The organism is Rosenbergiella sp. YN46 (genome assembly GCF_036620675.1).
GTDB lineage: Bacteria > Pseudomonadota > Gammaproteobacteria > Enterobacterales > Enterobacteriaceae > Jejubacter.
Genome location: NZ_JAZHEE010000003.1, coordinates 1 through 23,770, shown reverse-complemented (window position 1 = coordinate 23,770; position 23,770 = coordinate 1). Strand labels below are relative to the sequence as shown.

Here is a 23,770-nt window from a genome sequence, read left to right as displayed (position 1 = left end):
CGGGCGCCGCTGGCGCCCGGTTTATTGAGGAGAGACCCATGTTTGATTTGATCCTGCGTCAGGCTCGTCTGGCGGATGAGCGCATTGTTGATATCGCTATCCTGGACGGGAAAATCGCCGCTGTGGGCGAAGTATCCGGCCCGGCGCGTGAAGAACTCAATCTGGACGGCAAGGGCTACGTCAGCGCGGGCTGGATTGACTCCCACGTGCACTGCTATCCCAAATCCCCGATTTATCACGACGAACCGGATAGTGTCGGGATCGCCACCGGCGTCACCACGGTGGTCGATGCCGGTAGCACCGGCGCCGATGACGTGGATGATTTTTACCAGCTCACCCGGGCGGCTACCACCCAGGTGTATGCGCTGCTGAATATCTCCCGGGTTGGGCTGATAGCCCAGAACGAACTGGCGCGGATGGAGAACATCGACGCCGATGCGGCGGGCGATGCGATTCGCCGCCATCCCGACTTTATTGTCGGCATTAAGGCGCGTATGAGCAGCAGCGTGGTGGGCGAAAACGGCATTAAGCCGCTGGAGCGCGCTAAAGCGATTCAGAAAGCCAACGGCGGTCTGCCGCTGATGGTGCACGTCGGCAACAATCCGCCGGATCTGGATGAGATTGCCGAGCTGCTGGGTAGCGGCGACATTATCACCCACTGCTATAACGGTAAGCCGAACCGTATTCTGACGCCGGAAGGCGAGCTGCGCGCGGCCGTTAGCCGGGCCATCGAACGCGGGGTGCGGATGGATGTGGGCCACGGTACCGCCAGCTTCAGCTTCGCGGTGGCCCAGCAGGCGATTTCGCTGGGAATTCTGCCGCACACCATCAGTTCCGATATCTACTGTAAAAACCGGATTAACGGCCCGGTATATAGCCTGGCGTCGGTGATGTCTAAATTCCTCGCTATTGGTATGACGCTTTCGGAAGTGATCGACTGCGTCACCGTTAACGCCGCCGAAGGGCTGCGTCTGAGCCGGAAAGGGCGTCTGGAAGTGGGCGCCGACGCCGACCTGACCCTCTTCGCGCTGCGCCGCCAGCCGACGCTGTTCGTCGATGCCGAAAACGACAGCCTGCAAGCGGAAGAGCAGATTGTCCCGCTGGCCGCGCTGCGCGCCGGGCAGTGGTTCACCACCGAACAAGGAAAAGCAGAACATGTCTTCGATTTATGAGAAGTACCACCTGAAACAGGTGATTAACGCCTCCGGGCGAATGACCATTCTGGGCGTTTCCACGCCGCGCCCGGAAGTGGTGGAGGCGGTAAACACCGGTATGAACCACTACTTCGAAATGAAGGATCTGGTCAACAAAACCGGCGAATACATCGCCCGGCTGCTGGATGTGGAAGCGGCGACCGTGGTCTCCTGCGCTTCAGCGGGGATCGCCCAGTCGGTGGCGGCGGTTCTGGTGAAAGACTGCGACTGGCTGCTGGAAAACCTGCACGTCACGCCAGTGGAAAATAATGAGATAGTCCTGCCGAAGGGCCACAACGTTAACTTCGGCGCGCCGGTAGGCACTATGGTGGCGCTGGGTGGCGGTAAAATTGTGGAAGCCGGTTACGCCAACGAATGCTCCCCGGCCCATCTGGCGGCGGCGATCACGCCGCGTACCGCCGCGATCCTTTACATCAAATCCCACCACTGCGTTCAGAAGAGTATGCTGAACGTGGCCCAGGCCGCAGAAGTTGCCCGCGCCCATAACCTGCCGCTGATTGTCGACGCCGCGGCGGAAGAAGATCTGCAGCGCTACTATCAGGCTGGCGCGGATCTGGTTATCTACAGCGGTGCGAAAGCGATCGAAGGGCCGACCAGCGGTCTGGTTATTGGCCGTCATCAGTACGTGGAGTGGGTAAAGCGCCAGGCGGGCGGTATTGGCCGCGCCATGAAGGTGGGCAAAGAGGGGATCCTTGGTCTGACCTGCGCTATCGAACACTACCTGAGCGCCGCCAAAGAGAGCGGAGCGGAGATGGTGGCGAAGATGACTCCCTTCATCGACGCCCTGAATACCCTGGATGGCGTGAGCGCCCGGGTGGTCTGGGATGCTGCCGGGCGTGATATCGCCCGGGCCGAAATCAAGTTTGATGAAGCGACTACCGGTATCGCCACCGGCGACCTGGTTCAGGCGCTGAAGCAGGGCGAATACGCCATCTATTTCCGCGGTTACAAGGCCAATGAAGGCATTATCGAAGCGGACGTGCGCAGCGTGACCGCACAGCAACTGGAAATTATTTATCGCCGTATCAGCGAGCTACTGAAGGAGAAACAGGCATGAAACTGACCCCCAACTTTTACCGCGACCGCGTCTGTCTGAACGTTCTGGCGGGATCGAAAGCCAACGCGCAGGCGATCTACGAAGCGGCGGAAGGCCATGTGCTGGTGGGCGTGCTGTCCAAAAACTATCCGGATGTGGCGAGCGCGGTGGCGGATATGCGTGAATATGCGAAACTGATTGATAATGCGCTGTCCGTTGGTCTGGGCGCAGGCGATCCGAATCAGTCGGCGATGGTGAGCGCCATTTCGCGTGAAGTGCAGCCGCAGCACGTGAACCAGGTCTTCACCGGCGTGGGCCCGAGCCGGGTGCTGCTGGGGCAGAACGATACCGTGGTGAATGGCCTGGTCTCCCCCACCGGAACTGTGGGTATGGTGAAAATCTCCACCGGGCCGTTAAGTTCCGGCGCGCCGGACGGCATTGTACCGGTTGAGACCGCTATTGCGCTGCTCAAGGATATGGGCGGTAGCTCCATCAAGTATTTCCCGATGGGTGGCCTGAAGTGCCGCGATGAGTTTGCGGCGGTGGCCAAAGCCTGCGCGCAGCACGACTTCTGGCTGGAGCCGACCGGCGGCATCGATCTGGAAAACTTTGAAGAGATCATGAAGATCGCGCTGGATGCCGGGGTGAGCAAGATTATCCCTCACATCTATAGCTCGATTATCGATAAGGCGAGCGGCGATACCCGTCCGGAAGAGGTGCGCCAACTGCTGGCGATGACGAAAAAACTGGTAGGCTAATCCCGACCCGGCCCTCCCTGAAAGGGGAGGGCCGTTAGATATCGCTGAATTGAGGAGAAACGTGGGTTCATCGATACCCAATCGTGCGGTAAACCAGTAACCTTTCTGGCCGCAGATAGTGCGTTATACCCCGGCGACAGGCCGAACCCCGCAGTAATCCGGGCCAGGGCGCCCGGGCAATGAGTGAGGAAACTGAAGTGCGATTCCCGAATCCCCGTCTGGCTCAACTTTTTGAGATGTTGCAAAACGAAACCCTGCCTCAGGATGAGCTGGCGCGGCGTCTTTCGGTTTCCACTCGTACCGTACGCGCCGATATCACGGCGCTGAATGCGCTGTTGCAAAGCCACGGCGCCCAGTTTGTTCTGAATCGCGGAGCCGGTTATCAGCTGAAGGTGGATGACCCTCAGCGCTACGCCCGTCTGTGTGAGGCCCCATCCCGACAGTTACGTATTCCCCGCAGCGCGAATGAGCGGGTTCACTATCTGCTGGTGCGTTTCCTGAATTCCGCTTTTTCACTGAAGCTGGAAGATTTGGCAGAGGAGTGGTTCGTCAGTCGCGCCACCCTGCAAAGCGATATGGCCGAGGTGCGCGAGTGGTTCAGCCGCTACAACCTGACGATAGAGACCCGGCCGCGCCACGGCATGAAGCTGTTCGGCAATGAAATGGCGATGCGCGCCTGTCTGACCGATCTGCTGTGGAAAATCTGGCAGGAAGACAGCGATAATCCGCTGCTGACTGAAGAATCCCTGACCGCCGGCGCGCTGGTTCAAATGGCGACCCTGGTGCAGGAAAGCTTCAGTCAGTGTGGAATACGAATGACCGATGAAGGCCAGCAGTTTATCTGCCTTTATTGCGCGGTAGCCTTACGGCGTATTGGCGAAGGCTATCCGCTTTCCGGTTTTACCGCCGACGATGTGGACGACAGCGTGTGCCACGCCGCGCACCATATTGCGATGGCGTTGCAGAAGCTGACCGACAAGCCCCTTTCTTCATCGGAAGAGGCCTGGCTGCGGGTGCATATCGCCGCCCGTCAGATTCAGGAGGTGGCGCCCAGCGCCATCAGCGCCGACGATGCCGAAACCCTGGTCAGCTACATCCTGCGCTATATCAACAGCCACTTTAACTACAACCTGCTGACCGACGATCAGCTGCGCGCCGATCTGCTGACCCACATTAAGACCATGATCACTCGGGTGCGCTATCAGATTAACCTGCCCAACCCGCTGCTCAACAATATTAAGCAGCACTACCCGCTGGCCTGGGATATGACTCTGGCGGCGGTTTCCAGCTGGGGCAAGCATACACCCTATACCATCAGCGAAAACGAAGTAGGTTTCCTGGTGCTGCATATCGGGGTGGGGCTGGAGCGCCACTACAATATCGGCTATCAGCGCCAGCCCCGGGTGCTGCTGGTGTGCGATACCGGCAATTCGACGGTACGGATGATCCAGGCAATGCTGCTACGCAAATATCCGCAGATGGAGGTGGCGCGCATTATTTCGCTGCGTGAATATGAGCAGCAGACCAGTATTGGCGAGGATTTCGTGATTTCCACCGCGCGGATTGGTGAAAAAGACAAACCGGTGGTGGTGATGTCGCCATTCCCCACCGACTATCAGCTGGATCAGATTGGCAAACTGGTACTGGTGGACAGAACCCGCCCCTGGCTGCTGGAAAAGTATTTCGATCCTCAACATTTCCGGATTATCGACCAGCCGATGAGCCAGCAGGCGCTGTTCGACGAACTGTGCGCGCAGCTGGAGCAGGAGGGGTATGTGGAACACGACTTCCTGCCATCGGTGGTGGAGCGGGAAGCGATCGTCAGCACCATGCTGGGCGAGGGCATTGCGCTGCCGCACTCGCTGGGGCTGCTGGCGAAGCGTACGGTGGTCTATACCGTGCTGGCGCCTCAGGGTATCCAGTGGGGCGATGAGGTGGCCAGCGTCATCTTCCTGCTGGCCATCAGTAAAAGCGAATACGAAGAGGCGATGGCGATTTACGATCTGTTCGTCACCTTTCTGCGCGAGCGTGCCACGCCCCGGCTCTGTGAAAGCCGGGACTTCGCCGAGTTTAAGGCGCTGGCGATGGATTCGCTTAGCCGGTTTTAACGGCCCATCAGCTCGCGGTAAGCCTGCATAGTCAGAGAGTAGGAGTGCAGACGCGCCTGATTGTCGAAGATCTGGCCGTTAACCATTATCTCGTCCGCCTGGGTTTCCCGCAGTACCGTTTCCAGCCCGTGGCGCACCTTCGCCTTATCCCCGACCAGCGACATGCTCAGCGCCTGTTCCACGCCGTACTGCTCCGCCGGACTCCAGAAGCTGTCGATATTGTCGACAGGCGGCGGCAACTGGCCGGGATTACCGCGGCGCAGCGTGACGAACGACTGCTGCATGGAGGTAAAAAGGTATTCGGCGTCGCGGTTGCTATCGGCGGCGATAACGTTGATACAGACCATCGCCCAGGGTTTCTCCAGACGCGCCGAAGGGCGGAACTGTTCGCGATACAGCTGCAGCGCCTGTAGCATCATCGCTGGCGCGAAGTGCGATGCGAAAGCGAAAGGCAGGCCCATTTGCGCCGCCAGCTGGGCGCTGTACAGGCTGGAGCCCAGCAGCCACACCGGAATTTTCGAACCGTAACCGGGAACCGGGCGTACCGGCGGTTCAGGGGCGCTTTCATCGGCATCGAACCAGGCGACCAGCTCCGCCACATCATGCGGGAAGTTATCCACGTCCTGATGGCTCATATGACGACGCAGAGCCATCATAGTGCGCTGATCGCTGCCTGGCGCTCGCCCCAGCCCCAGATCGATACGGCCGGGAAACAGCGCTTCCAGGGTACCGAACTGCTCGGCGATAACCAGCGGGGCGTGGTTCGGCAACATCACGCCGCCGGAGCCCAGGTGTAGCGTCTGGGTTCTGGCCGCCAGCCAGCCGATCAGCACCGAGGTTGCTGCGCTGGCGATGCCGCTCATATTGTGGTGCTCCGCCAGCCAGTAGCGGTGATAGCCCTGTTTTTCAGCCAACTGGGCCAGCGCCAGCGAACGCTGGAACGCCTCCCGGGCGTCGGCGTCCTGGGGAACAGGTGCGAGGTCGAGTACTGACAGGGGGACGTAATTTAATTCAGACATAGTGGCTCACATCAGATTGAAGGTCCGGAGTCTCATTTTATTCTGGCTGATTTACCAGAATCTGACCTGTGATGGTGCCTGAAAATGTTTGTTATGGGATTGGCAATGCGAGCGGTTGAAGATGCCGGTTTGCGTTTTTGTTCGCAATAATCTGGTTGATTTTTGTTCTGTTGGGCGCATAATTCTGCGCATACCCATGCACAGAGGAGGGCGGTTATGAGTTCGGTTATTCCACTTCGTCGCGGCCATAAGCGGAGCACCAACGTTTATCTGACGGCATCGCTTGTCGAGAAGGCTCGCAGTCTGGATATCAATTTGTCTGCAACCCTTGACCAGTTGCTGGCTCAGGCGATAGAAGAGAAACAGCGGCAGATGGGCAAAGAGAAGCAGGATATCCAGGCGATGAATGCCTTTATGGCAAAAGCGGGAACGCCTGGCGACGACGACTTTTTTGGCGGTATTTAATGGCGTAAAGGAGTGACACCATGGCCAGACAGTTTGATGTTTATCGTAATCCGTCAATGCGATCCAACGCATTCTGGCCTTATTATCTGATCCTGCAACATGACTATTTCGATACCCTGGCGACCCGGGTTATTGTCCCGCTGGTGGCGGCAGATGCGCTGACCCTGACACAGCGGCGGGTCACGCCTGCGATTATGGTGAACGGCACTGAGCATTACGTTTTTATGCCCGCCATGACCTTTCTGGAGGCCAGAAAGATCGACCGGCGCGACTTTGTGGTCAACCTGGCTGATTCCAGAAACGAAATTCTGGCCGCTATTGACGCTATTGTGACCAATGCATAATAAAGCGGCCATGGAGGCCGCCTGAGATTGAGGCTGTAAACTGGTGACGTTCAGCCTGGGGTGAGGCGCTTAATCCAGCACCAGTTCCAGTCCGGAAACCCGGCGCCAGTAGCCGTTGCAGTCGCTGTTGGCCGCCAGGCTGAGCGGCGCTTCTCCTGCTTCGTTATCCCGAAAGCGGTTGAGCATATCCAGGGTGGATTCATCTTCCGGCGACAGACGAACGATATCCACCATCCCCTTCATTGATGCCAGCTCATTGCCAAGATTGTAGACGTAGCCGCTCATGGTCTGAATACCGTTCAGGGTAAAGACCTTCTGCTGCTCCTGAGACAGCATATCGCGCCCGTTCGGGTAGTTAATGCAGCAGGTTTCGCATTCGTCTTTCGGCCTGTCTTCGGAGCGGGCGGTGAAGCAGCGTGCGGAATAGGCCAGCGGCAGGTGGCCATAGCTCAGAACCTCGACTTCAAAGCGGCTGCGAATGCCGATATCTTCACACTGATTCAGCAGGTTCGCCAGCCAGTCCCGGGAAAGCTCCACCGGCATACACCAGCGTACCATGCCCTGCATCTGTAACAGGCGCAGGGTTACGGCGTTATAGCAGTTCAGGGCGTGGCCGGCCACAAAGGGCAGACGGCGCTCGGCGGCCATATTGACGGCGGCCAGATCGCTGGCTTCGATCATAAAGTCGCCGTTTTCCACATAGCGCTTTAGTTCGTTCAGTTCGGAAGGCGCCTGCACCAGCGCCATGGTGGAAAGCACCACCTGTTTACCCGCAGCGGCCAGACTTTTCGCCATTTCCAGCCATTCGCCCGCTTTGGTGGCGCGCCGCTTGCTGCAAACGCTCTCGCCAAGGTAAACGATATCGGCGCGGCTGTTTGCCGCGGCATGATAAAAGCTTTCCAGCCGTGCGGTTGGCCAGTACCACAGAACCGGCCCAAGGGAGTATTTCATCTCATCTCCTGTCGCCACTTGCAGTGGCGTATCGAATATCGTCTTACTGCCACTTACGGTGATAGGCGCCCAGGGTGGTCTGGGTACCTTCGGCCATGGCGCCCAGCGCTTCCATCCACTCCTTCTGAGGCGTGAAGTCCTGCGGATTCGCCATACAGCGGTCGATGGCCTGACGCCACACTTTCGCCACCTGGCTAACGTAGGCCGGGCTGCGCTGGCGCCCTTCGATTTTCACCGAGGCGATACCGGCGGAAAGCAGGGTTGGCAGCAATTCCAGGGTATTGAGGCTGGTAGGTTCTTCCAGGGCATGGTAGCGCTGGTTGTCTACCAGATAGCGGCCCTTGCACAGGGTGGGATATCCGGCATTCTCGCCTTCCTGATAGCGGTCGATCAGTACCTCGTTCAGGCGCGATTCCAGCCCTTTGCTGGTCTGCTGCCAGCGTACGAAGCGGGCAGGGGAGCAGGCGCCAACGGTATTGGGGGATTCACCGGTCAGGTAAGACGAAAGATAGCAGCGTCCTTCAGCCATAATGCACAGGCTGCCGAAAGCGAAGACTTCCAGCGGCACTGGCGTGACCCGCGCCAGCTGTTTCACCTGGTGGATGGAGAGCACCCGTGGCAGCACCACGCGGGAGACATCGAAATGATTTTTATAGAATCGAATCGCCTCTTCATTGGTGGCGGATGCCTGCACGGAAACGTGGCGTTCCACGTCAGGGTAGCGCTTCGCAGCGTACTCCAGCATGGCCAGATCCGCCAGAATCAGGGCATCGGCGCCCAGTTGCGCCGCCATATCCACGGCACGCTCCCAGCGGGAAAATCCGTCCGGATGGGCGAAGGTATTAATCGCAATATGCAGTTTTCGGCCCTCGCGATGGACGAAGTTAACCGCTTCCTGCAACCGTTTTTCGGTAAAGTTGAGACCGGCAAAGTGGCGGGCGTTGGTGTCATCTTTCAGGCCGATGTAAACCGCATCGGCGCCGTTTTCGATGGCCGCCTTCAGCGCCGGAAGATTCCCGGCCGGGCAAAGCAATTCCATAGCGTATCCTGAATAGTGGGGGCGCGTGCGAAAAAATCGCTGACTGTGTTTCGGGCCTGGACAGAGATCCACTCTGCGTTGCGCCCTTCGCCCTGCCAGCGGTCTTTTTTCTGGGCGCCAGCGTCATGAAGGATTAAGGGACACAGCCTATCTAACCTGCCCGTATCACTTTTTGATTTGAGGCAGTTAATCGCGTAATGATGGGGGGAGTGCTGCGCCACCAGCCGCAGAATTGTTGATTTGGGCCGCTATTCGTCCGTGCCAGTGTGGCACAATAGCGGCTCTATTGTTCACAAGGAGTAAAGCCCGTGTTGGAGAAACTGCGTTCCCGTCTGGTACAGCTTGGCCCGTCTCTGGTCAGAACCCCGATAGTGCTGACCCCCTTTGCGCTTAAGCGCCAGTTGCTGGAACAGCTGCTGGGCTGGCAGTTCCGCCAGGCGCTGGAAGAGGGCGAGCTTGATTTCCTTGAGGGACGCTGGTTGAGTATCAACGTACGCGATATCGGCCTGCGCTGGCTCACCTCGGTTCAGGACGGTAAGCTGGTGGTACGCGAACAGGGTCAGGCGGACGTCAGTTTTAGCGCCAACGCTAACGACCTGCTGCTGATCGCCGCCCGTAAACAGGATCCGGATACGCTCTTTTTCCAGCGTCGCCTGGTGATTGAAGGGGACACGGAACTGGGGCTGTATGTTAAAAACCTGATGGATGCCATTGAGCTGGACGCCATGCCGAAACCGCTGCGCGTTCTGCTGACACAGCTGGCTGACTTTGTAGAGGCGGGGCTGAAGACGGCGCCGCCGACCACAGAAACTTCGGTAGGTGAAGCATGCTGATTCGAGTCGAGATCCCCATTGATGCGCCGGGTATTGATGCCCTGCTGCGCCGTAATTTTGACGGCGATGGCGAGGCGAAACTGGTACACGCGCTGCGTGAAGACGGGTTACTGACCCTGGGGCTGGTGGCCACGGACGATGATGGCCAGGTGGTGGGTTATGTGGCCTTCAGCCCGGTAAGCGTAGAGGGTGAGGAACTGCAGTGGGTTGGCCTGGCGCCGCTGGCGGTGGATGAAGCCTGGCGCGGCCAGGGCGTCGCCCGTCAGCTGGTATTCGAGGGGCTGGATTCTCTCAACGAATTTGGTTATGCCGCAGTGGCGACCCTTGGCGATCCGGCATTCTATGGGCGTCTGGGCTTTGAAACAGCGGCGAATTACGGCCTTCGCTGCCGCTGGCCGGGCAGCGAAGCGGCTTTCCAGGTGCATCGGCTGGCCGCTGACGCACTGGAAGGCGTTAGCGGTCTGGTAGAGTATTCCGACCATTTCAATCGTTTTTAAGCGTGGCCAGCAGCGTTTCGAAATCGCCGCTGCTAACGATAAGCTTCTCTTTCTGCGCCCGGGAAAGCTGCTTAATGCGGTATTCCATACGCAGGGCCAGGGAACGATCCCCTAACTGGCGGCTGAACACCAGCCGCAGTTCCCCTTTGCCACGTAGCGCCTTTGCTCCCTTCCCGCTCTGATGCTGGCGCAGGCGACGCGGCACATCAGTAGTAATGCCGGTATAGAGATGATTTTGGGCGGTTTGGATAATGTAGAGCGACCAGTCAGACATCATTTTTATGTATTTTGGGCGGTTAACGCACCATAGCATGTCCGGGCACTGGCGGCACGGCGTGGTTATCGCTACGCTCAAAAAAATTATCTGGAGTTTGCGATGGAAGCCCTGACAATCATCAGCCGCTGGCTGAATAAACAACATGTGGTGACGTATTGCGTCGCTCGTGAAGACGATATCTGGTGCGCTAATGCTTTTTACATCTTTGATGCCGGGCGTGTCGCTTTCTATTTGTTGAGCGATACCGATACCCGACACGGGCGAATGGCCAACGGGCTGGTAAAAGTGGCGGGTACCGTTAACGGTCAGCCGAAGAGCGTCGCGCTGATTCGCGGCGTGCAGTATCGCGGTGAGTTACGTTTACTGGAAGGGGACGAGGCAGAGGAAAAGCGCGCGCTTTACTGCCGACGTTTTCCGGTTGCGCGGGCGATGTCTGCGCCGGTCTGGGAGATTCGCGTGGACGAGCTGAAGTTTACTGACAACACGCTGGGTTTTGGTAAAAAGCTGAGCTGGCGGCGTCAGCCTGACTGATGGGTCAGCCGGTATCAGAAGATTTAAGGAGGCGACAGGTGAGCCGGGTGATGATCACAGGGGCGACAGGGTTGGTTGGGCGGGAACTGCTGCGGTTGCTGATTGAGGATGAGCGGGTGGAGAATATCGCGGCGCCGACCCGCCGCCCGCTGCCTGGGTCGCCGAAAGTGTTTAATCCCTGCGACCCCCAACTCAGCGACGCTATGGCCAGGCTGAACGAACCGGTGGATACGGTGTTCTGCTGTCTGGGCACCACCCGTAGCGAAGCCGGTAGTAAAAATGCCTTTGTGCTGGCGGACTATACACTGGTGGTGGATAGCGCGCTGGTGGGGCGCCGTCTGGGCGCGACCCAGATGCTGGTGGTCAGCAGTATGGGCGCCAGCGCCCGCTCGTTTTTCTTTTATAACCGGGTGAAAGGCGAGATGGAACAGGCGCTGATTGCTCAGGACTGGCCGCGTCTGACCCTCGCTCGTCCTTCCATGCTGCTGGGCCAGCGGGAAAAGCGGCGTCTGAATGAATCGCTGTTCGCGCCGCTTTTCCGCCTGCTGCCTGGCCGCTGGCACGCTATTCAGGCGAAGGATGTCGCGACGGCGCTGCTGGAAACCGCGTTTACGCCTTATGAAGGCGTTCAGATTCTGGATTCCGGAAAGCTGCGGGCTATTTCTCGCGCGCATAAATCGGAATAATCTTTAGTTTCTTAACCGTAGCTCAATATCTTGCATAAAGGTATTGAGGCACCCGGCACAGCCTTTATAATCGCCGGGCGCTTTCGGTATATCCTGAAACAAAGGGGTTATTTCAGGATATCATTTTATGGATAAAGATGTTCTGATCTCAGATTGATAACGGGATGTTAATATCTACCGGGAGTCAATGAATAATTAAGGATATCGTTGTCTAACTTTTTAAGTAGTGGTTATTATGAAAGCAATTAAAATTGCGGCGCTGTCTGCTCTGTTAGTTTCCAGCTCTGGTTTCGCGATGGGCGTAAGCTTTGAAGGCGGTAAAAACTGGACCAATCTGGAAGCCGAAATGGGTAAAAGCTCCAGCGGTCTTTATCTGGAAGGTAACTGGCTGAAAAACGTCGACGACGGCACACAGGTCGGCGGTGCCGGTATCGGTTATAACCTGGGTCTGGGGCCGGTAATGGCGAATGTTGGTGCTAAAGCGCTCTACATCGGGCCGAAGAAAGGCGATAACGGCGTGGCCTTCCCGATTGGCGGCGGTCTGAGCGTGAACCTGACCGACAGCATCGCGCTGTTTGGCGAAGGGTACGTGGCGCCGGAAGGGCTGAACAACAGCGTGAAAAACTACACCGAAGCTAACGCAGGCGTGAGCTGGAGCCCGATCTCTCTGGTGACCCTGAAGGCGGGTTACCGCTATGCGGGCGTGGATGGCAAGCACGGCCGTCCGAGCCACACCCTGTACGATGGTCTGTACGCTTCCGCCGGCGTCACTTTCTAATACAGCTACCCCGCCGACCGGCGGGGTAATCTCTTTCCTCGTCGCTTCATTTCCTCAGATATATTTAGTTATCGGTATCGGGCAGAAATTTAAGTCGTTTGCCGGCGAATATTTCAGGTTTTAATCTAAAAAAGGATCTGATTCAAAAAATGATAAAAGTCAGGTATCACTAAGCGAATCCACCATATAAAAGGTATGGATTGCCACACCATAACAAAAGGAGACTTGTTGATGGAGAGATATATTGTTTTTATAAAAAACGATGAATCTAAGGCGATCCCGAAAGTATTGGTAAATGCTGCCGTCAGGTATGAGATGAGAAGCAAGGGATTTAGAAAATATCATAGCGAAGTCGATGCTGAAAGTGAAAAAGAGGCTATTGAAAGAATAAATAAAAACGGCCAGGAATATTTAGCGGCATTGCAAGAGTTTTCTGGCAGCGTCTTTATTTGTGTTGTTATTACTGTTGCTATGGCTTTGATTTTTCTTTTTAGAACATGGGGATAACCTGGCTCCACTTTACTGTTGTATCCCGCGTATTCGCACCAGCAGCGGCGCGAAAAAATATCTGTAAGCTGAAATGAGAAGAGGCCGCAACGTTATTCGCTGCGGCCTGGTAGTTACGTAGTGCCTTGCTGGCAGGTTGGTTACTTTATGTAGTTAAACGCGGTGGTAACGTGTTTTACGCCGCTGACCCGGCTGGCGATATCCGCCGCGGCCTTACCTTCGGCTTCGGTAACGACGCCCAGCAGGAAGACTTCACCGTTTTCGGTGGTCACCTTCACGTTTGAAGACTTCACCTGGTCGCTGGTCAGCAGTTGGGAACGCACTTTGGTGGTGATCCAGGTATCCGAAGAGGCGGTGCCCATTGTAACCGGCTGGCCCTGACGGATTTCGTTATAGACTTCGCTGGCGCCTTCAACGCCCAGCGCTATCTGCTTAGCCTGTGCAGCCAGTTCAGTGCTGGGAGCCTGGCCGGTCAGCAATACGCGACTCTGGTAGGCGGTAACGCTGATCCGTGCTTCTTTCTTCAGCTGCGCATCTTTCGAAAGCGCATTATTGACGCGCAGCTCCAGCGTGCTGTCGTCCACCTGGGTGCCCATGGTACGCGGGTCGGTGGCGGTTTTGGTGGCAACGGCCGCGCTGCCGGCCACAACGGCACCGACACAGCCTTGCAATAACAGGGCAGCCATCAAAACTGCCAGGGGCGTTAATACCTTCATGAGTGCTCCTTTCATCATCCCGGTAGGGGAAATAAGGTGTTATCGATCAGATCGCACAGGCAGTTAACCGTCAGCATATGCATCTCCTGAATGCGTGCGCTGCGCTGGGAGGGGATACGGATTTCCACATCCTGAGGCCCCAGCAGGCCAGCCAGCTCACCGCCATCGTATCCGGTGAGTGCGACAATGGTCATATCCCTTGTCACTGCCGCCTCGACGGCTTTAACAATATCCCGGCTGTTGCCGCGCGTCGAGATCGCCATTAGCACGTCTCCCGCCTGACCCAGCGCCCGTACCTGTTTGGCATAAATCTCTTCCTGCAGGCGATCGTTGCTGATGGCGGTAAGCACCACGTTGTCGGCGTTGAGGGCAATGGCGGGCAGACTGGGACGTTCGGTTTCAAAACGGTTGATCATACTGGCGGCAAAGTGCTGGGCGTTTGCCGCAGAAGCGCCGTTGCCGCAACACAGAATCTTATTGCCGTTGAGCAGAGACTGAACCAGCGTCATCGCTGCACGAGAAATGGCATCCGGAAGCGCTTCTGCCGCAGCTATCTGGGTTTGAATGCTTTCCGTAAAGCAGACTTTGATTCTTTCTAGCACGATAATCCTTTGAAATAAAATACAAATTATCTGTTAAGGGTGAAAGCGTCGACGATCCACTCAGCCTCATCGCCGGTGAAGGCTAACACATCGAAACGGCAATCCACAGTGTCAAAACTCCCATTGTGGCGGGCTAGCCACGAACGGGCGGCACGCAGCAGTTTTTGCTGCTTGGCGTAAGTGACGCTGGCGGCAGCGCCGCCATACAGGGAACTGCATCGGTAGCGAACTTCAACAAAGACGATAGTGTGGCCCTGAGTCATGATGAGATCGATCTCGCCACCGGACGCATGCACGTTAGCGGCCAGGAAGCGCAGTCCTTTACGCTCCAGCCAGCGGCGGGCGCGAGCCTCATAGCTCGCACCCAGCCGTCGGCGATTTAGTAGCCCGCCGGAACGATGCGACCCTGCTGGTATTTGAGCCATACCATTTTCCGGCCAATCACGCAGTCCGGGGTAGCCGACAGGGTGCCGGTATTGCCGTTCACCTGATAACCCGGTACCTGGCGCATCTGCGAGAAGTTGTTAGCGATGGTCCAGGCGTCTACCCCCATGGCGTACAGGCGCGCCAGCGAATAGTCGCCGTTGGAAGCGCTCAACGCCTGCTGCATCAGGCCCGGATTGTCGCCTGCCAGCATGGGGATTTCGCTGAACTGTAATCCTTCCATTTCCAGACGGAAGTCGGCGCCGGAACCGGCCTGGGCGCTGCGCGAACTGGCGTAAAGCTGGACGCCGCTGCGGCTGCCGGTACGCATCGCGATAAGCGGCTTGATAAGCGCTATCTCGCTGCGGTTCGCCATAATCCACGCGGAATCCACGCTGCCGTTCTGACTGGCGGAAGCGTTCGGGGCCGGCGACGGCGCGCTGTCGACGCCGCCGGTCGGCTGGCTGCCGCCGATCGGGGTGCCGGTCAATGCAATGCCGGAACCGCCATTAATTTTCTGACGCAGCTCGCCCAGAGAACCAAATTTCTGCTGCATAACGGTACCGCCGCCCAGGCTTTGCCACTGATCGACAAACGCCTTAGAAACCCGGTCGCCCAGGGGGCTGTAGGGCACCAGCAGCAGAGGCGCGCGTTTGCCTTGCTGCCAGATATGGTTAGCGGCATCGCGCGCTTCATCTTCCGGCGACAGGGCGAAGTAGCAGATGTTCGCCGTTGGCGTCACGTTTTCCGGCTGATTCAGCGCCAGAATATTGAGTGGGCTGTTGCTGGCGGCCAGCTTGCTGACGTTGTTTTTCAGCAGCGGCCCCACCACCAGGGAAGCCCCATCGTGCTGGGCCTGAGCAAGGAGCTGCTCAATCGGCTGGCTGGTGGTGTCATAAACCTGGATGCTGGCCTGCGGACGCGCCGGTGCGCTGGTCGCCTGCGGCGGCTGCGCAGCGCTGGCGTCGGCCTGAGAGGCCGGGTTTACCGTCTGCTGCGGCTGTTCCGCTGCCTGCTGTGCTGAATCCAGCTGCGGCTGCGGGGTTTGCGAGCGTTCGCCGGTCAGATCGTCCACCGAAGCCGATGACGGGCTGGCTACGTCGTTACCGTCGGTGTTATCCGAAGGGCTTTCGGGGGCCGGAGACTGCTGCTGATCCGCAGCAGGATCGTTTTGCGGCGCCGGCTGGGACTGCGCAGGTAGCGCCGGGCTGACGCCCGCGTTTTTCGCCGCTTCAAAACCCTGCTGGATAGCGCGGCCAAAGACCGCCGCCTGGCCGTTAAGCGGCAGCAGGAGCGCAATTTTATCGGTTGAGGCCGGTTTGTAGTCCCGGGCGTTGCTCAGCGCCGTTGGCAACTGGATGGCGCCGGGGTTTTGCGGGTAACGGGTCTGCCAGTCTTTAATGCCCGCCTGTAGCATCTTTGGATCGCTGCGATTGTTGAACCAGACCTGTTGCAGATCCAGCCAGCCCTGCAGGGTGTTTTCATCGGCGTTGATCACCAGAGATCTGGCCTGCTCCTGGGTCATGGCGGAAAGCGCCTGCCAGGTGGCGTCGATGTTCTTCTGCTTCGCATCACCTGTCAGCAATGGTTCCTGAGCCACCAATGCGCGCAGCAGATCCAGCGACGGCTTCCCCTGGCTTGCGTCGATGTGCGCCTGCCAGTAACGGGCCTGCTGAGCAGCAGGAAGCTGTTGTACGTCCAGCTGATTCAGATCTGAGGTTGCGCCCGCGTAGTCTTTTTGGGCGATTTTTACCTGGGCGCTCAGCAGCGTATATTCCTGGCGTTGCGCTTCGGTTAGCTCAGTGGGTACCTGCTTCCATAGCTCGATGGCCTGGCTGGTTTTTCCCTCCTGGAGTAGTGCACGAACGGCGAGTAATTGCCATGTCGTCTTGTTATTATCTGCATTCTGCCGCATTTGCTGCAGGTAGAACGCGGAGCTGGCCTTAGTGTCGCCCTGAAGCAGGGCGGTGTTTTTTTCCGGTGCCTGGGTGCCGCAGCCGGCGAAAAACAGGGCTGCCAGCACGACCGGCAGACAGCGCCCGGCCTTCGAACTAACTAATTTAGACGGTACCATACTGTATCCAGTGCTTTTTTACTCAGTGCACAAATATTAATTCGGCAATAGAGATGAAACAATGAAACAACACGATTCAACGGCGATTTCTGGCGGTACGCTTTATATTGTGCCCACGCCCATCGGTAACCTGGGCGACATCACGCAGCGCGCGCTGGACGTGCTGCGGGCCGTTGATCTCATTGCCGCGGAGGATACCCGCCATACCGGATTGTTGCTACAGCATTTTGCGATTAATGCTCGCCTGTTCGCGCTGCATGATCACAATGAGCAGCAAAAATCGGAAATTTTGCGTAACAGACTGCAGGAAGGGCAGAGTATCGCTCTGGTTTCTGATGCCGGTACGCCGCTGATTAACGATCCCGGCTATCATCTGGTGCGTAGCTGTCGGGAAGCGGGCATTAACGTGGTGCCGCTGCCAGGCCCCTGTGCGGCTATTACCGCTCTGAGCGCGGCCGGCCTGCCTTCCGATCGCTTCTGTTACGAAGGCTTTCTGCCCGCAAAGCCGAAAGGTCGACGCGATGCGCTCCAGGCGCTGGAAAATGAACCGCGTACGCTGATCTTTTATGAATCCACTCACCGGCTGCTGGAAAGCCTGGAGGATATTCGTGGCGTACTGGGTGATGCGCGTTATGTGGTGCTGGCCCGTGAGTTGACCAAGACCTGGGAAACCATTCACGGCGCGCCGGTAGCGGAGCTGCTGGCGTGGGTGAAGGAAGATGAAAACCGCCGTAAGGGCGAGATGGTGCTGATCGTCGAAGGCCATAAAGTTCAGGAAGAGGCGCTGCCCGCCGATGCCCTGCGAACGCTGGCGCTGCTGCAGACGGAACTGCCGCTGAAAAAGGCGGCTCAACTGACGGCCGAAATCCATGGCGTGAAGAAGAACGCGCTGTATAAATATGCGCTGGAGCAGCAGGGAGAATAACCGTGGAGCCGCTAGCCGCTGGTTTACCCTTTCGTCGGTTGAGAGTGGTGAATCGCCGGGGTTTTAGGCGGCTTTGGCGGCAGCCCGCAGATACGAACCGCCGCCGCGGCGAATCAGGTCACCGGCGCCGGATTAAACACCGCCAGCTGGTTGTGCAGCCCCCACTGGTCGGAAAAGGTTTTTTTACGGCCGCTCGCCACATCGAGAATCAGATGAAACAGGCGCCAGCCCACCTCTTCGATGCTCTCTTCGCCGGTAGCGATGGTGCCGGCATTAATATCCATTAAGTCATACCAGCGCCGGGCCAGCTCGCTGCGGGTGGCCATCTTGATGACCGGAACCGCGACCAGACCGTACGGGGTGCCACGCCCGGTGGTGAAAACCTGCAATGTAATGCCGGACGCCACCTGCTGAGTGCCGCAGACGAAATCGCTGGCCGGGGTGGCGGCGTAGATCAGTCCGCGGCGACTCGGGCGCTGGCCGGGGGAAAGTACCTCGGCGATGGCGCTACTTCCCGATTTGGCGATGGAGCCCAGCGCTTTTTCTACCACGTTCGCCAGCCCGCCTTTCTTGTTGCCCGGGGATGGGTTGGCGCTGCGATCGGTACGTCCGGCGTTCAGGTAGTCGTCGTACCAGGCCATCTCTTCCAGCAGCCTTTTCCCGACTTCCACATCGGCGGCACGCGGGGTCAACAGGTGGATGGCATCGCGTACTTCTGTGACTTCGGAAAACATCACCGTGGCGCCGCAGCGTACCAGCAAGTCCGAAGCGAAGCCCACCGCCGGATTCGCGGTAACGCCGGAAAAGGCGTCGCTGCCGCCGCACTGCATTCCTACCACCAGCTCCGACGCCGGGCAGGTTTCACGCGTCCGCCGATTCAGTTTTTCCAGATGGCGACGGGCCACCGCCAGGATATCGTCCACCATGGCGCGGAATCCCTGGTGATGCTCATCCTGAAGCCGCACTACGCTTGCGGCATCAACGGCAATGGGCGTGGCGTCTTCGGTGCCCTGTAGCAGCCGTTCCGGCTGCAGCTTTTCGCAGCCCAGCCCGACCACCATCACTTCGCCGCCGAAGTTAGGGTTCAGCGCCAGATTATGGATAGTGCGGATGGGGACGACGGCGGCTGGCGCGTTAATCGCCACGCCGCAGCCGTAAAGGTGGTTTAGCCCCACCACGCCATCGACGTTGGGATATTCCGGCAGCAGATCGCGCTCGATGATTCTCACCACATAATCCACTACGCCGGAAACGCACTGAACGCTGGTGGTAATCCCCAGCAGGTTTTTGGTGCCGACGCTGCCGTCGTCATTGCGATAGCCTTCGAACGTATAGCCGTCCAGGGGCGGCAGGGGGGCCGGAACCCGGGTTGCCAGGGGCAGGCTTTCCAGCGGCGGCGCGTCGGGTAAGGCGACCAGCGACTCGTCTATCCAGCTTCCCCGGGGAATGGCGCGCAGCGCATAGCCGATAATTTCGCCATAGCGCACGATGGCGCCGCCGTCGGCGATATCCTTTAGTGCGACCTTATGACCCTGGGGAATATGTTCCGTCAGCGTTAGCCCGTCGGGGAAACGGCTTCCGGCCTTCAGACCGCCGTCATTAACGATGATAGCGACGTTATCCTGAGGGTTAACCCGAATATAAAACGGTGGCGATACGGGGTGTGCGATTTCCGGATTGCTCATGGTTCACTTATCTCCAGCGTTCTGGTTATGTGCGTTATTCGTTATTTCGCCGATACGGGCGGCGCGATTTCACGGCGCCGCTCCAGGATGTGGCTAAAAAGAATGCGGTAATGCCGGACGGGAAAATGTGATGTAACTCACTCAGGACGGCAAAGCCCCATATGGTGGGGGCTGCAAAATCTAAATCTGTGGGTAATCCCCCACAGAGTCAGTCAGATGACCATAAAAAAACGCATTTTAATGGCATCTCCTGGGCATACGCCCAGTGTCGTGGCGGAGCGAGCTGCTTATACTGGACGACAGTTCGATCCCGGTAAATTTAACCGGATGGGCCGCCCGGCGCGCCAGAATAACCTCTCAGACAAGGGTTAACCGAATGAATAAAAATATCTTTCCTAACTCCTTTAAGGCCGCGCTGGCGGCGCATCAGATTCAGATTGGCTGCTGGAGCGCGCTGGCGAACCCCATCAGCACTGAAGTGCTGGGCCTGGCGGGCTTCGACTGGATAGTGCTGGATGGCGAACACGCGCCTAACGACATTTCGACCTTTATTCCGCAGTTGATGGCTCTTCAGGGCAGTGACAGCGCGCCGGTAGTACGTGCGCCGACCAACGAGCCGGTTGTGATCAAGCGGCTGCTGGATATCGGATTTTATAACTTCCTGATCCCCTTCGTTGAAACGGCAGAAGAGGCGGCTCAGGCTGTGGCCTCTACCCGCTACCCGCCTCACGGCATCCGCGGCGTGTCGGTATCGCATCGCAGCAATTGCTATGGCACGACGCCGGACTATTTTCGTCAGGTGAACGACAACATCACCGTACTGGTTCAGATAGAAAGTCAGTTGGGGGTCGATAACCTGGATGCTATCGCCGCTACCGACGGGGTGGATGGCATCTTTGTGGGGCCTGGCGATCTCTCTGCGGCGCTGGGATACCTGGGCGAGCCGGGGCACCCGGAGGTGCAGCGGGTTATTACTCATATCTTTGAGCGTGCCAGAGCGCACGGCAAGCCTTCCGGCATTCTGGCGCCGGTAGACGCGGACGCCCGACGCTATCTGGAGTGGGGTGCCACCTTTGTGGCGGTGGGCAGCGACCTTGGGGTTTTCCGCGCAGCCACTCAGGCCCTGGCGGATCGCTTTAAAAAGTAATCACACAACGAATTAGCAGGAGAACAACGTCATGACAGTAAAAGTGGGTTTCATTGGCCTTGGCATTATGGGCAAACCGATGAGCAAGAACCTGATCAAGGCGGGATACTCGCTGGTGATACTGGATCACCATAAAGAGACCACCGTTGAGATGCTGGAACTGGGCGCCGCCAGCGCTGCAACGCCCAAAGAGGTGGCGGAACGGTGTGACGTGGTGATCACCATGTTGCCGAACTCGCCCCAGGTGACGGAAGTGGCACTGGGTGAAAATGGTCTGATCGAAGGGGCGCACCCGGGACTTACCCTGATTGATATGAGCTCCATCGCACCGCTGGCCAGCAGGGATATCTGTACCGCGCTGCAGGCCAAAGGCGTCAGTATGCTGGATGCGCCGGTGAGCGGTGGCGAGCCGAAGGCTATCGACGGCACCCTTTCCGTGATGGTGGGCGGCGATAAAGCGGTGTTTGATAAATATTACGACCTGATGAAAGCGATGGCAGGTTCGGTGGTGCATACCGGGGAGATTGGCGCCGGTAACGTTACCAAACTGGCCAACCAGGTGATTGTGGCGCTGAATATCGCCGCCATGTCCGAAGCGCTGGTGCTGGCCACCAGGGCCGGGGTCAATCCCGAGCTGGTCTATCAGGCGATTCGCGGCGGGCTGGCTGGCAGCACCGTGCTGGACGCCAAAGCGCCGATGGTGCTGGAACGTAACTTTAAACCGGGCTTTCGTATCGATTTGCATATCAAGGATCTGGCGAATGCCCTGGATACCTCCCACGGCGTAGGCGCCCAGTTGCCGCTGACCGCAGCGGTCATGGAGATGATGCAGGCGCTACGCGTCGATGGTCACGGCTCTTCTGACCACAGCGCGCTGGCCCGTTACTATGAAAACCTGGCGAAGGTTGAAGTCAGTAAGTAATGGCTGAATGAGAAGGGCGCTCCCGGCGCGCCTTGCTTTTTCGCCCGCATGGACTGTATATGAAAATCATCATCGCACCCGACTCGTATAAAGAGAGCCTTCCCGCAGCCAGGGTGGCTCAGGCCATTGAAAAGGGATTCCGGGAGATCTTTCCGGAGGCGGAGTATGTGTCCGTACCGGTCGCCGATGGCGGCGAGGGGACGGTGGAAGCCATGATCGCTGCCACGCAAGGGCGCAGGATGCAGGTTCAGGTCACCGGCCCGCTGAGCGAGAGGGTCACGGCCAGTTGGGGGCTTTCCGGCGATGGCCATACCGCCTTTATTGAGATGGCGGAGGCCAGCGGACTGGCGCTGGTGCCGCTGACCCGGCGCGATCCGCTGCTGACCACTTCCCGGGGCACTGGTGAACTGATTCTGGCGGCGCTGGAAAGTGGTGCCCGACGCATTATTATCGGGATTGGCGGCAGTGCTACTAATGACGGCGGCGTGGGTATGGTTCAGGCGCTGGGGGCGCGATTGCTGGATGGTAACGACCGTGAGATCGGCCCCGGCGGTGGCGCGCTGGCGTCGTTGAATCGCATCGATCTGACGCGGCTGGACTCGCGCCTGAAGCGCTGCGAGATACTGGTGGCTTGCGATGTGACCAATCCTCTGACCGGGGAACATGGCGCATCGCATATTTTTGGGCCGCAGAAAGGGGCCGATGCGGCGATGATTCGCCAGCTCGACCAAAACCTGGCGCATTACGCCATGCTGATCGAACGGTCACTGAATATTGACGTAACCCGGGCGCCGGGGGCCGGCGCCGCTGGCGGTATGGGAGCGGCGCTGCTGGCGTTTCTGGGGGCGGAACTGAAGAGCGGGGTGGAGATCGTGACCCGCGCCCTGAATCTTGAAGATCATATTCATAACTGCACCCTGGTGGTGACTGGCGAAGGGCGCATGGATAGCCAGAGCGTACAGGGCAAGGTGCCGGTTGGTGTGGCTAACGTGGCCGCTAAGTATCATAAACCGGTGATTGGCATTGCCGGTAGTCTGGCGCCGGATGTGTCGGTGGTGCATCAGCACGGTATCGATGCAGTCTTTAGCGTGCTAAACGGCGTTGTGACGCTGGAAGAGGCGCTGGATAACGCCTTTGACAATATTTACCGTACCGCGCGTAATGTGGCGGCCACCGTGCGGGCCGGAATGACCTGCGCGGCGTGACAGCGCCCGGGAAAACCTCTATACTGCGCGCCGAAGCTAACCAGACAATCGCCGCTTCGTCGTCGTCCTTTCGGGGAGACGGGCGGAGGGGAGGAAAGTCCGGGCTCCATAGGGCAGGGTGCCAGGTAACGCCTGGGGGGCGCAAGCCTACGACTAGTGCAACAGAGAGCAAACCGCCGATGGCCCGCGCAAGCGGGATCAGGTAAGGGTGAAAGGGTGCGGTAAGAGCGCACCGCGCGGCTGGCAACAGTTCGTGGCACGGTAAACTCCACCCGGAGCAAGGCCAAATAGGGGTTCGCATGGTACGGCCCGTACTGAACCCGGGTAGGCTGCTTGAGCCAGTGAGCGATTGCTGGCCTAGAGGAATGATTGTCCACGACAGAACCCGGCTTATCGGTTAGCTTCACTCATTATCAAACCCCGCTGCCTGCAGCGGGGTTTTTGCATTTGGGGCCGGTATGTTTCCCCTCACCCCGGCCCTCTCCCAGAGGGAGAGGGAGAAAAAATGGCGCCAGCGAGTCCTCTCTCCCTTCAGACGTGTCGGTTTCGGGGGAAGGGATAAAACCGGCGCCAGCGAGTCCTCTCTCCCTTCAGGCGTGCCGGTTTCGGGGGAAGGGATAAAACCGGCGCCAGCGAGTCCTCTCTCCCTTCAGGCGTGCCGGTTCCGGGGGAAGGGATAAAACCGGCGCCAGCGAGTCCTCTCTCCCTTCAGGCGTGTCGGTTCCGGGGGAAGGGATAAAACCGGCGCCAGCGAGTCCTCTCTCCCTTCAGGCGTGCCGGTTTCGGGGGAAGGGATAAAAACCGGCGCCAGCGAGTCCCCTCTCCCTTCAGACGTGCCGGTTCCGGGGGAAGGGATAAAACCGGCGCCAGCCAGTCCCCTCTCCCTTTGGGAGTGTACGGTCCGGGGACATAGTGAACACTTGTTCGGGGACATGGTAGACACTTACAACTAAGGCATAAGAGCCCGTTTATGGAGTCGCTTATGCCCTGGGATGCGAGAGATATCATGTCATTACGTACCGAGTTTG

25 protein-coding genes and 1 other RNA gene are annotated in these 23,770 nt (G+C 58.3%); 17 read left to right on the top strand and 9 right to left on the bottom strand.

The genetic code is table 11. The features are described from left to right. Positions 1–38: 38 nt before the first annotated feature. The 4 genes from V3W49_RS03460 (at position 39) to V3W49_RS03445 (ending at position 5,116) form a co-directional block, all read left to right on the top strand. A complete protein-coding gene (locus tag V3W49_RS03460; RefSeq protein WP_500143720.1) occupies positions 39–1,172 on the top strand; it encodes an amidohydrolase/deacetylase family metallohydrolase in 1,134 nt (377 codons plus the stop codon). After that, on the top strand, positions 1,156–2,271 hold the full coding sequence (locus V3W49_RS03455; RefSeq protein ID WP_500143719.1) for a DgaE family pyridoxal phosphate-dependent ammonia lyase: 1,116 nt from the start codon (positions 1,156–1,158) through the stop codon (positions 2,269–2,271). The genes V3W49_RS03460 and V3W49_RS03455 overlap by 17 nt, the downstream gene beginning before the upstream one ends. Next, a complete protein-coding gene (gene dagF, locus V3W49_RS03450) occupies positions 2,268–3,008 on the top strand; it encodes a 2-dehydro-3-deoxy-phosphogluconate aldolase (RefSeq protein ID WP_500143718.1) in 741 nt (246 codons plus the stop codon). The genes V3W49_RS03455 and dagF overlap by 4 nt, the downstream gene beginning before the upstream one ends. Before the next feature lie 197 nt (positions 3,009–3,205). After that, on the top strand, positions 3,206–5,116 hold the full coding sequence (locus tag V3W49_RS03445; protein WP_500144004.1) for a BglG family transcription antiterminator: 1,911 nt from the start codon (positions 3,206–3,208) through the stop codon (positions 5,114–5,116). Here the strand turns inward: V3W49_RS03445 and V3W49_RS03440 are convergent. Beyond that, positions 5,113–6,135, bottom strand: a complete 1,023-nt coding sequence (locus V3W49_RS03440) for a luciferase-like monooxygenase (RefSeq protein ID WP_500143716.1) — start codon at positions 6,133–6,135, stop codon at positions 5,113–5,115. The two genes, V3W49_RS03445 and V3W49_RS03440, sit on opposite strands and share 4 nt — an antisense overlap. Before the next feature lie 216 nt (positions 6,136–6,351). Between V3W49_RS03440 and V3W49_RS03435 the strand changes: the two genes are divergently transcribed. Then, the gene (locus V3W49_RS03435) at positions 6,352–6,600 is read left to right on the top strand and encodes a type II toxin-antitoxin system CcdA family antitoxin (protein WP_500143715.1); all 249 of its coding nucleotides are present in this window, start codon (positions 6,352–6,354) and stop codon (positions 6,598–6,600) included. Between the two features lie 20 nt (positions 6,601–6,620). Beyond that, on the top strand, positions 6,621–6,944 hold the full coding sequence (locus V3W49_RS03430; RefSeq protein ID WP_500143714.1) for a CcdB family protein: 324 nt from the start codon (positions 6,621–6,623) through the stop codon (positions 6,942–6,944). 69 nt (positions 6,945–7,013) lie between these two features. Here the strand turns inward: V3W49_RS03430 and V3W49_RS03425 are convergent, their stop codons facing one another. Together V3W49_RS03425 and ubiU are read right to left on the bottom strand one after the other, a co-directional pair. Continuing rightward, positions 7,014–7,895, bottom strand: coding sequence for a U32 family peptidase (locus V3W49_RS03425; protein ID WP_500143713.1), 882 nt, complete (start codon positions 7,893–7,895; stop codon positions 7,014–7,016). 43 nt (positions 7,896–7,938) lie between these two features. Then, positions 7,939–8,934 (bottom strand): ubiquinone anaerobic biosynthesis protein UbiU, encoded by a 996-nt coding sequence (ubiU, locus tag V3W49_RS03420; RefSeq protein WP_500143712.1) that lies wholly within the window; start codon positions 8,932–8,934, stop codon positions 7,939–7,941. A gap of 308 nt (positions 8,935–9,242) precedes the next feature. Between ubiU and ubiT the strand changes: the two genes are divergently transcribed. Both ubiT and V3W49_RS03410 read left to right on the top strand, forming a co-directional pair. Beyond that, positions 9,243–9,767 (top strand): ubiquinone anaerobic biosynthesis accessory factor UbiT, encoded by a 525-nt coding sequence (gene ubiT / locus V3W49_RS03415; RefSeq protein WP_500143710.1) that lies wholly within the window; start codon positions 9,243–9,245, stop codon positions 9,765–9,767. Next, positions 9,761–10,264, top strand: a complete 504-nt coding sequence (locus V3W49_RS03410) for a GNAT family N-acetyltransferase (protein WP_500143707.1) — start codon at positions 9,761–9,763, stop codon at positions 10,262–10,264. The genes ubiT and V3W49_RS03410 overlap by 7 nt, the downstream gene beginning before the upstream one ends. Here V3W49_RS03410 and V3W49_RS03405 read toward each other — a convergent pair. Beyond that, positions 10,251–10,538: a GIY-YIG nuclease family protein gene (locus V3W49_RS03405; protein WP_500144003.1), complete on the bottom strand. Its 288-nt coding sequence runs from the start codon at positions 10,536–10,538 to the stop codon at positions 10,251–10,253. The genes V3W49_RS03410 and V3W49_RS03405 overlap by 14 nt on opposite strands. A gap of 102 nt (positions 10,539–10,640) precedes the next feature. Here V3W49_RS03405 and V3W49_RS03400 point away from each other — a divergent pair, with 102 nt between their 5' ends. The 4 genes from V3W49_RS03400 to V3W49_RS03385 all read left to right on the top strand — a co-directional run bounded on the left by V3W49_RS03400 (position 10,641) and on the right by V3W49_RS03385 (position 13,043). Further along, on the top strand, positions 10,641–11,072 hold the full coding sequence (locus V3W49_RS03400; protein ID WP_500143706.1) for a YhbP family protein: 432 nt from the start codon (positions 10,641–10,643) through the stop codon (positions 11,070–11,072). A 38-nt stretch (positions 11,073–11,110) separates the two neighbouring features. Next, on the top strand, positions 11,111–11,758 hold the full coding sequence (locus V3W49_RS03395) for an NAD-dependent epimerase/dehydratase family protein (protein ID WP_500143705.1): 648 nt from the start codon (positions 11,111–11,113) through the stop codon (positions 11,756–11,758). A 235-nt stretch (positions 11,759–11,993) separates the two neighbouring features. Further along, the gene (locus V3W49_RS03390; protein ID WP_500143704.1) at positions 11,994–12,536 is read left to right on the top strand and encodes a YfaZ family outer membrane protein; all 543 of its coding nucleotides are present in this window, start codon (positions 11,994–11,996) and stop codon (positions 12,534–12,536) included. A 231-nt stretch (positions 12,537–12,767) separates the two neighbouring features. Further along, the gene (locus V3W49_RS03385; RefSeq protein ID WP_500143702.1) at positions 12,768–13,043 is read left to right on the top strand and encodes a hypothetical protein; all 276 of its coding nucleotides are present in this window, start codon (positions 12,768–12,770) and stop codon (positions 13,041–13,043) included. Between the two features lie 140 nt (positions 13,044–13,183). Here the strand turns inward: V3W49_RS03385 and dolP are convergent, their stop codons facing one another. The 4 genes from dolP to V3W49_RS03365 are packed head-to-tail and all read right to left on the bottom strand — an operon-like array spanning position 13,184 to position 16,858. Further along, positions 13,184–13,759, bottom strand: a complete 576-nt coding sequence (gene dolP, locus V3W49_RS03380; protein ID WP_500143701.1) for a division/outer membrane stress-associated lipid-binding lipoprotein — start codon at positions 13,757–13,759, stop codon at positions 13,184–13,186. 14 nt (positions 13,760–13,773) lie between these two features. Further along, complete coding sequence (gene diaA, locus V3W49_RS03375) at positions 13,774–14,361, bottom strand: DnaA initiator-associating protein DiaA (RefSeq protein ID WP_500143700.1); 588 nt, start codon at positions 14,359–14,361, stop codon at positions 13,774–13,776. A 26-nt stretch (positions 14,362–14,387) separates the two neighbouring features. Then, positions 14,388–14,786 carry a YraN family protein gene (locus V3W49_RS03370; protein ID WP_500143699.1) on the bottom strand — a complete coding sequence of 133 codons (399 nt, stop codon included), beginning with the start codon at positions 14,784–14,786 and terminating at the stop codon, positions 14,388–14,390. Beyond that, the gene (locus tag V3W49_RS03365) at positions 14,741–16,858 is read right to left on the bottom strand and encodes a penicillin-binding protein activator (RefSeq protein WP_500143697.1); all 2,118 of its coding nucleotides are present in this window, start codon (positions 16,856–16,858) and stop codon (positions 14,741–14,743) included. Before V3W49_RS03365 ends, V3W49_RS03370 begins: the two co-directional genes overlap by 46 nt. 61 nt (positions 16,859–16,919) lie before the next feature. Between V3W49_RS03365 and rsmI the strand changes: the two genes are divergently transcribed. Then, on the top strand, positions 16,920–17,783 hold the full coding sequence (gene rsmI / locus V3W49_RS03360; RefSeq protein WP_500143696.1) for a 16S rRNA (cytidine(1402)-2'-O)-methyltransferase: 864 nt from the start codon (positions 16,920–16,922) through the stop codon (positions 17,781–17,783). Between the two features lie 113 nt (positions 17,784–17,896). Here the strand turns inward: rsmI and garD are convergent, their stop codons facing one another. After that, positions 17,897–19,468 (bottom strand): galactarate dehydratase, encoded by a 1,572-nt coding sequence (gene garD / locus V3W49_RS03355; protein ID WP_500143695.1) that lies wholly within the window; start codon positions 19,466–19,468, stop codon positions 17,897–17,899. Between the two features lie 376 nt (positions 19,469–19,844). On the opposite strand from garD, the gene garL reads away from it, so the two are divergent. The 4 genes from garL (at position 19,845) to rnpB (ending at position 23,151) form a co-directional block, all read left to right on the top strand. Continuing rightward, the gene (gene garL, locus V3W49_RS03350) at positions 19,845–20,615 is read left to right on the top strand and encodes a 2-dehydro-3-deoxyglucarate aldolase (protein ID WP_500143693.1); all 771 of its coding nucleotides are present in this window, start codon (positions 19,845–19,847) and stop codon (positions 20,613–20,615) included. A 31-nt stretch (positions 20,616–20,646) separates the two neighbouring features. After that, positions 20,647–21,537 (top strand): 2-hydroxy-3-oxopropionate reductase, encoded by an 891-nt coding sequence (gene garR / locus V3W49_RS03345; protein WP_500143692.1) that lies wholly within the window; start codon positions 20,647–20,649, stop codon positions 21,535–21,537. A 59-nt stretch (positions 21,538–21,596) separates the two neighbouring features. After that, the gene (locus V3W49_RS03340) at positions 21,597–22,742 is read left to right on the top strand and encodes a glycerate kinase (protein WP_500143690.1); all 1,146 of its coding nucleotides are present in this window, start codon (positions 21,597–21,599) and stop codon (positions 22,740–22,742) included. Positions 22,743–22,774: 32 nt separating this feature from the next. Further along, an RNA gene (gene rnpB, locus V3W49_RS03335) (RNase P RNA component class A) lies at positions 22,775–23,151 on the top strand. Positions 23,152–23,770: the final 619 nt, after the last annotated feature.

Bases quoted from the DNA above. Each gene is read 5' to 3' on its own strand.
- V3W49_RS03460 (WP_500143720.1), top strand. From the start codon at position 39: ATGTTTGATTTGATCCTGCGTCAGGCTCGTCTGGCGGATGAGCGCATT.
- V3W49_RS03455 (WP_500143719.1), top strand. From the start codon at position 1,156: ATGTCTTCGATTTATGAGAAGTACCACCTGAAACAGGTGATTAACGCC.
- dagF (WP_500143718.1), top strand. From the start codon at position 2,268: ATGAAACTGACCCCCAACTTTTACCGCGACCGCGTCTGTCTGAACGTT.
- V3W49_RS03440 (WP_500143716.1), bottom strand. From the start codon at position 6,135: ATGTCTGAATTAAATTACGTCCCCCTGTCAGTACTCGACCTCGCACCT.
- V3W49_RS03435 (WP_500143715.1), top strand. From the start codon at position 6,352: ATGAGTTCGGTTATTCCACTTCGTCGCGGCCATAAGCGGAGCACCAAC.
- V3W49_RS03430 (WP_500143714.1), top strand. From the start codon at position 6,621: ATGGCCAGACAGTTTGATGTTTATCGTAATCCGTCAATGCGATCCAAC.
- V3W49_RS03425 (WP_500143713.1), bottom strand. From the start codon at position 7,895: ATGAAATACTCCCTTGGGCCGGTTCTGTGGTACTGGCCAACCGCACGG.
- ubiU (WP_500143712.1), bottom strand. From the start codon at position 8,934: ATGGAATTGCTTTGCCCGGCCGGGAATCTTCCGGCGCTGAAGGCGGCC.
- V3W49_RS03410 (WP_500143707.1), top strand. From the start codon at position 9,761: ATGCTGATTCGAGTCGAGATCCCCATTGATGCGCCGGGTATTGATGCC.
- V3W49_RS03405 (WP_500144003.1), bottom strand. From the start codon at position 10,538: ATGTCTGACTGGTCGCTCTACATTATCCAAACCGCCCAAAATCATCTC.
- V3W49_RS03400 (WP_500143706.1), top strand. From the start codon at position 10,641: ATGGAAGCCCTGACAATCATCAGCCGCTGGCTGAATAAACAACATGTG.
- V3W49_RS03390 (WP_500143704.1), top strand. From the start codon at position 11,994: ATGAAAGCAATTAAAATTGCGGCGCTGTCTGCTCTGTTAGTTTCCAGC.
- V3W49_RS03385 (WP_500143702.1), top strand. From the start codon at position 12,768: ATGGAGAGATATATTGTTTTTATAAAAAACGATGAATCTAAGGCGATC.
- dolP (WP_500143701.1), bottom strand. From the start codon at position 13,759: ATGAAGGTATTAACGCCCCTGGCAGTTTTGATGGCTGCCCTGTTATTG.
- V3W49_RS03370 (WP_500143699.1), bottom strand. From the start codon at position 14,786: ATGGCTCAAATACCAGCAGGGTCGCATCGTTCCGGCGGGCTACTAAAT.
- V3W49_RS03365 (WP_500143697.1), bottom strand. From the start codon at position 16,858: ATGGTACCGTCTAAATTAGTTAGTTCGAAGGCCGGGCGCTGTCTGCCG.
- rsmI (WP_500143696.1), top strand. From the start codon at position 16,920: ATGAAACAACACGATTCAACGGCGATTTCTGGCGGTACGCTTTATATT.
- garD (WP_500143695.1), bottom strand. From the start codon at position 19,468: ATGAGCAATCCGGAAATCGCACACCCCGTATCGCCACCGTTTTATATT.
- garL (WP_500143693.1), top strand. From the start codon at position 19,845: ATGAATAAAAATATCTTTCCTAACTCCTTTAAGGCCGCGCTGGCGGCG.
- garR (WP_500143692.1), top strand. From the start codon at position 20,647: ATGACAGTAAAAGTGGGTTTCATTGGCCTTGGCATTATGGGCAAACCG.
- V3W49_RS03340 (WP_500143690.1), top strand. From the start codon at position 21,597: ATGAAAATCATCATCGCACCCGACTCGTATAAAGAGAGCCTTCCCGCA.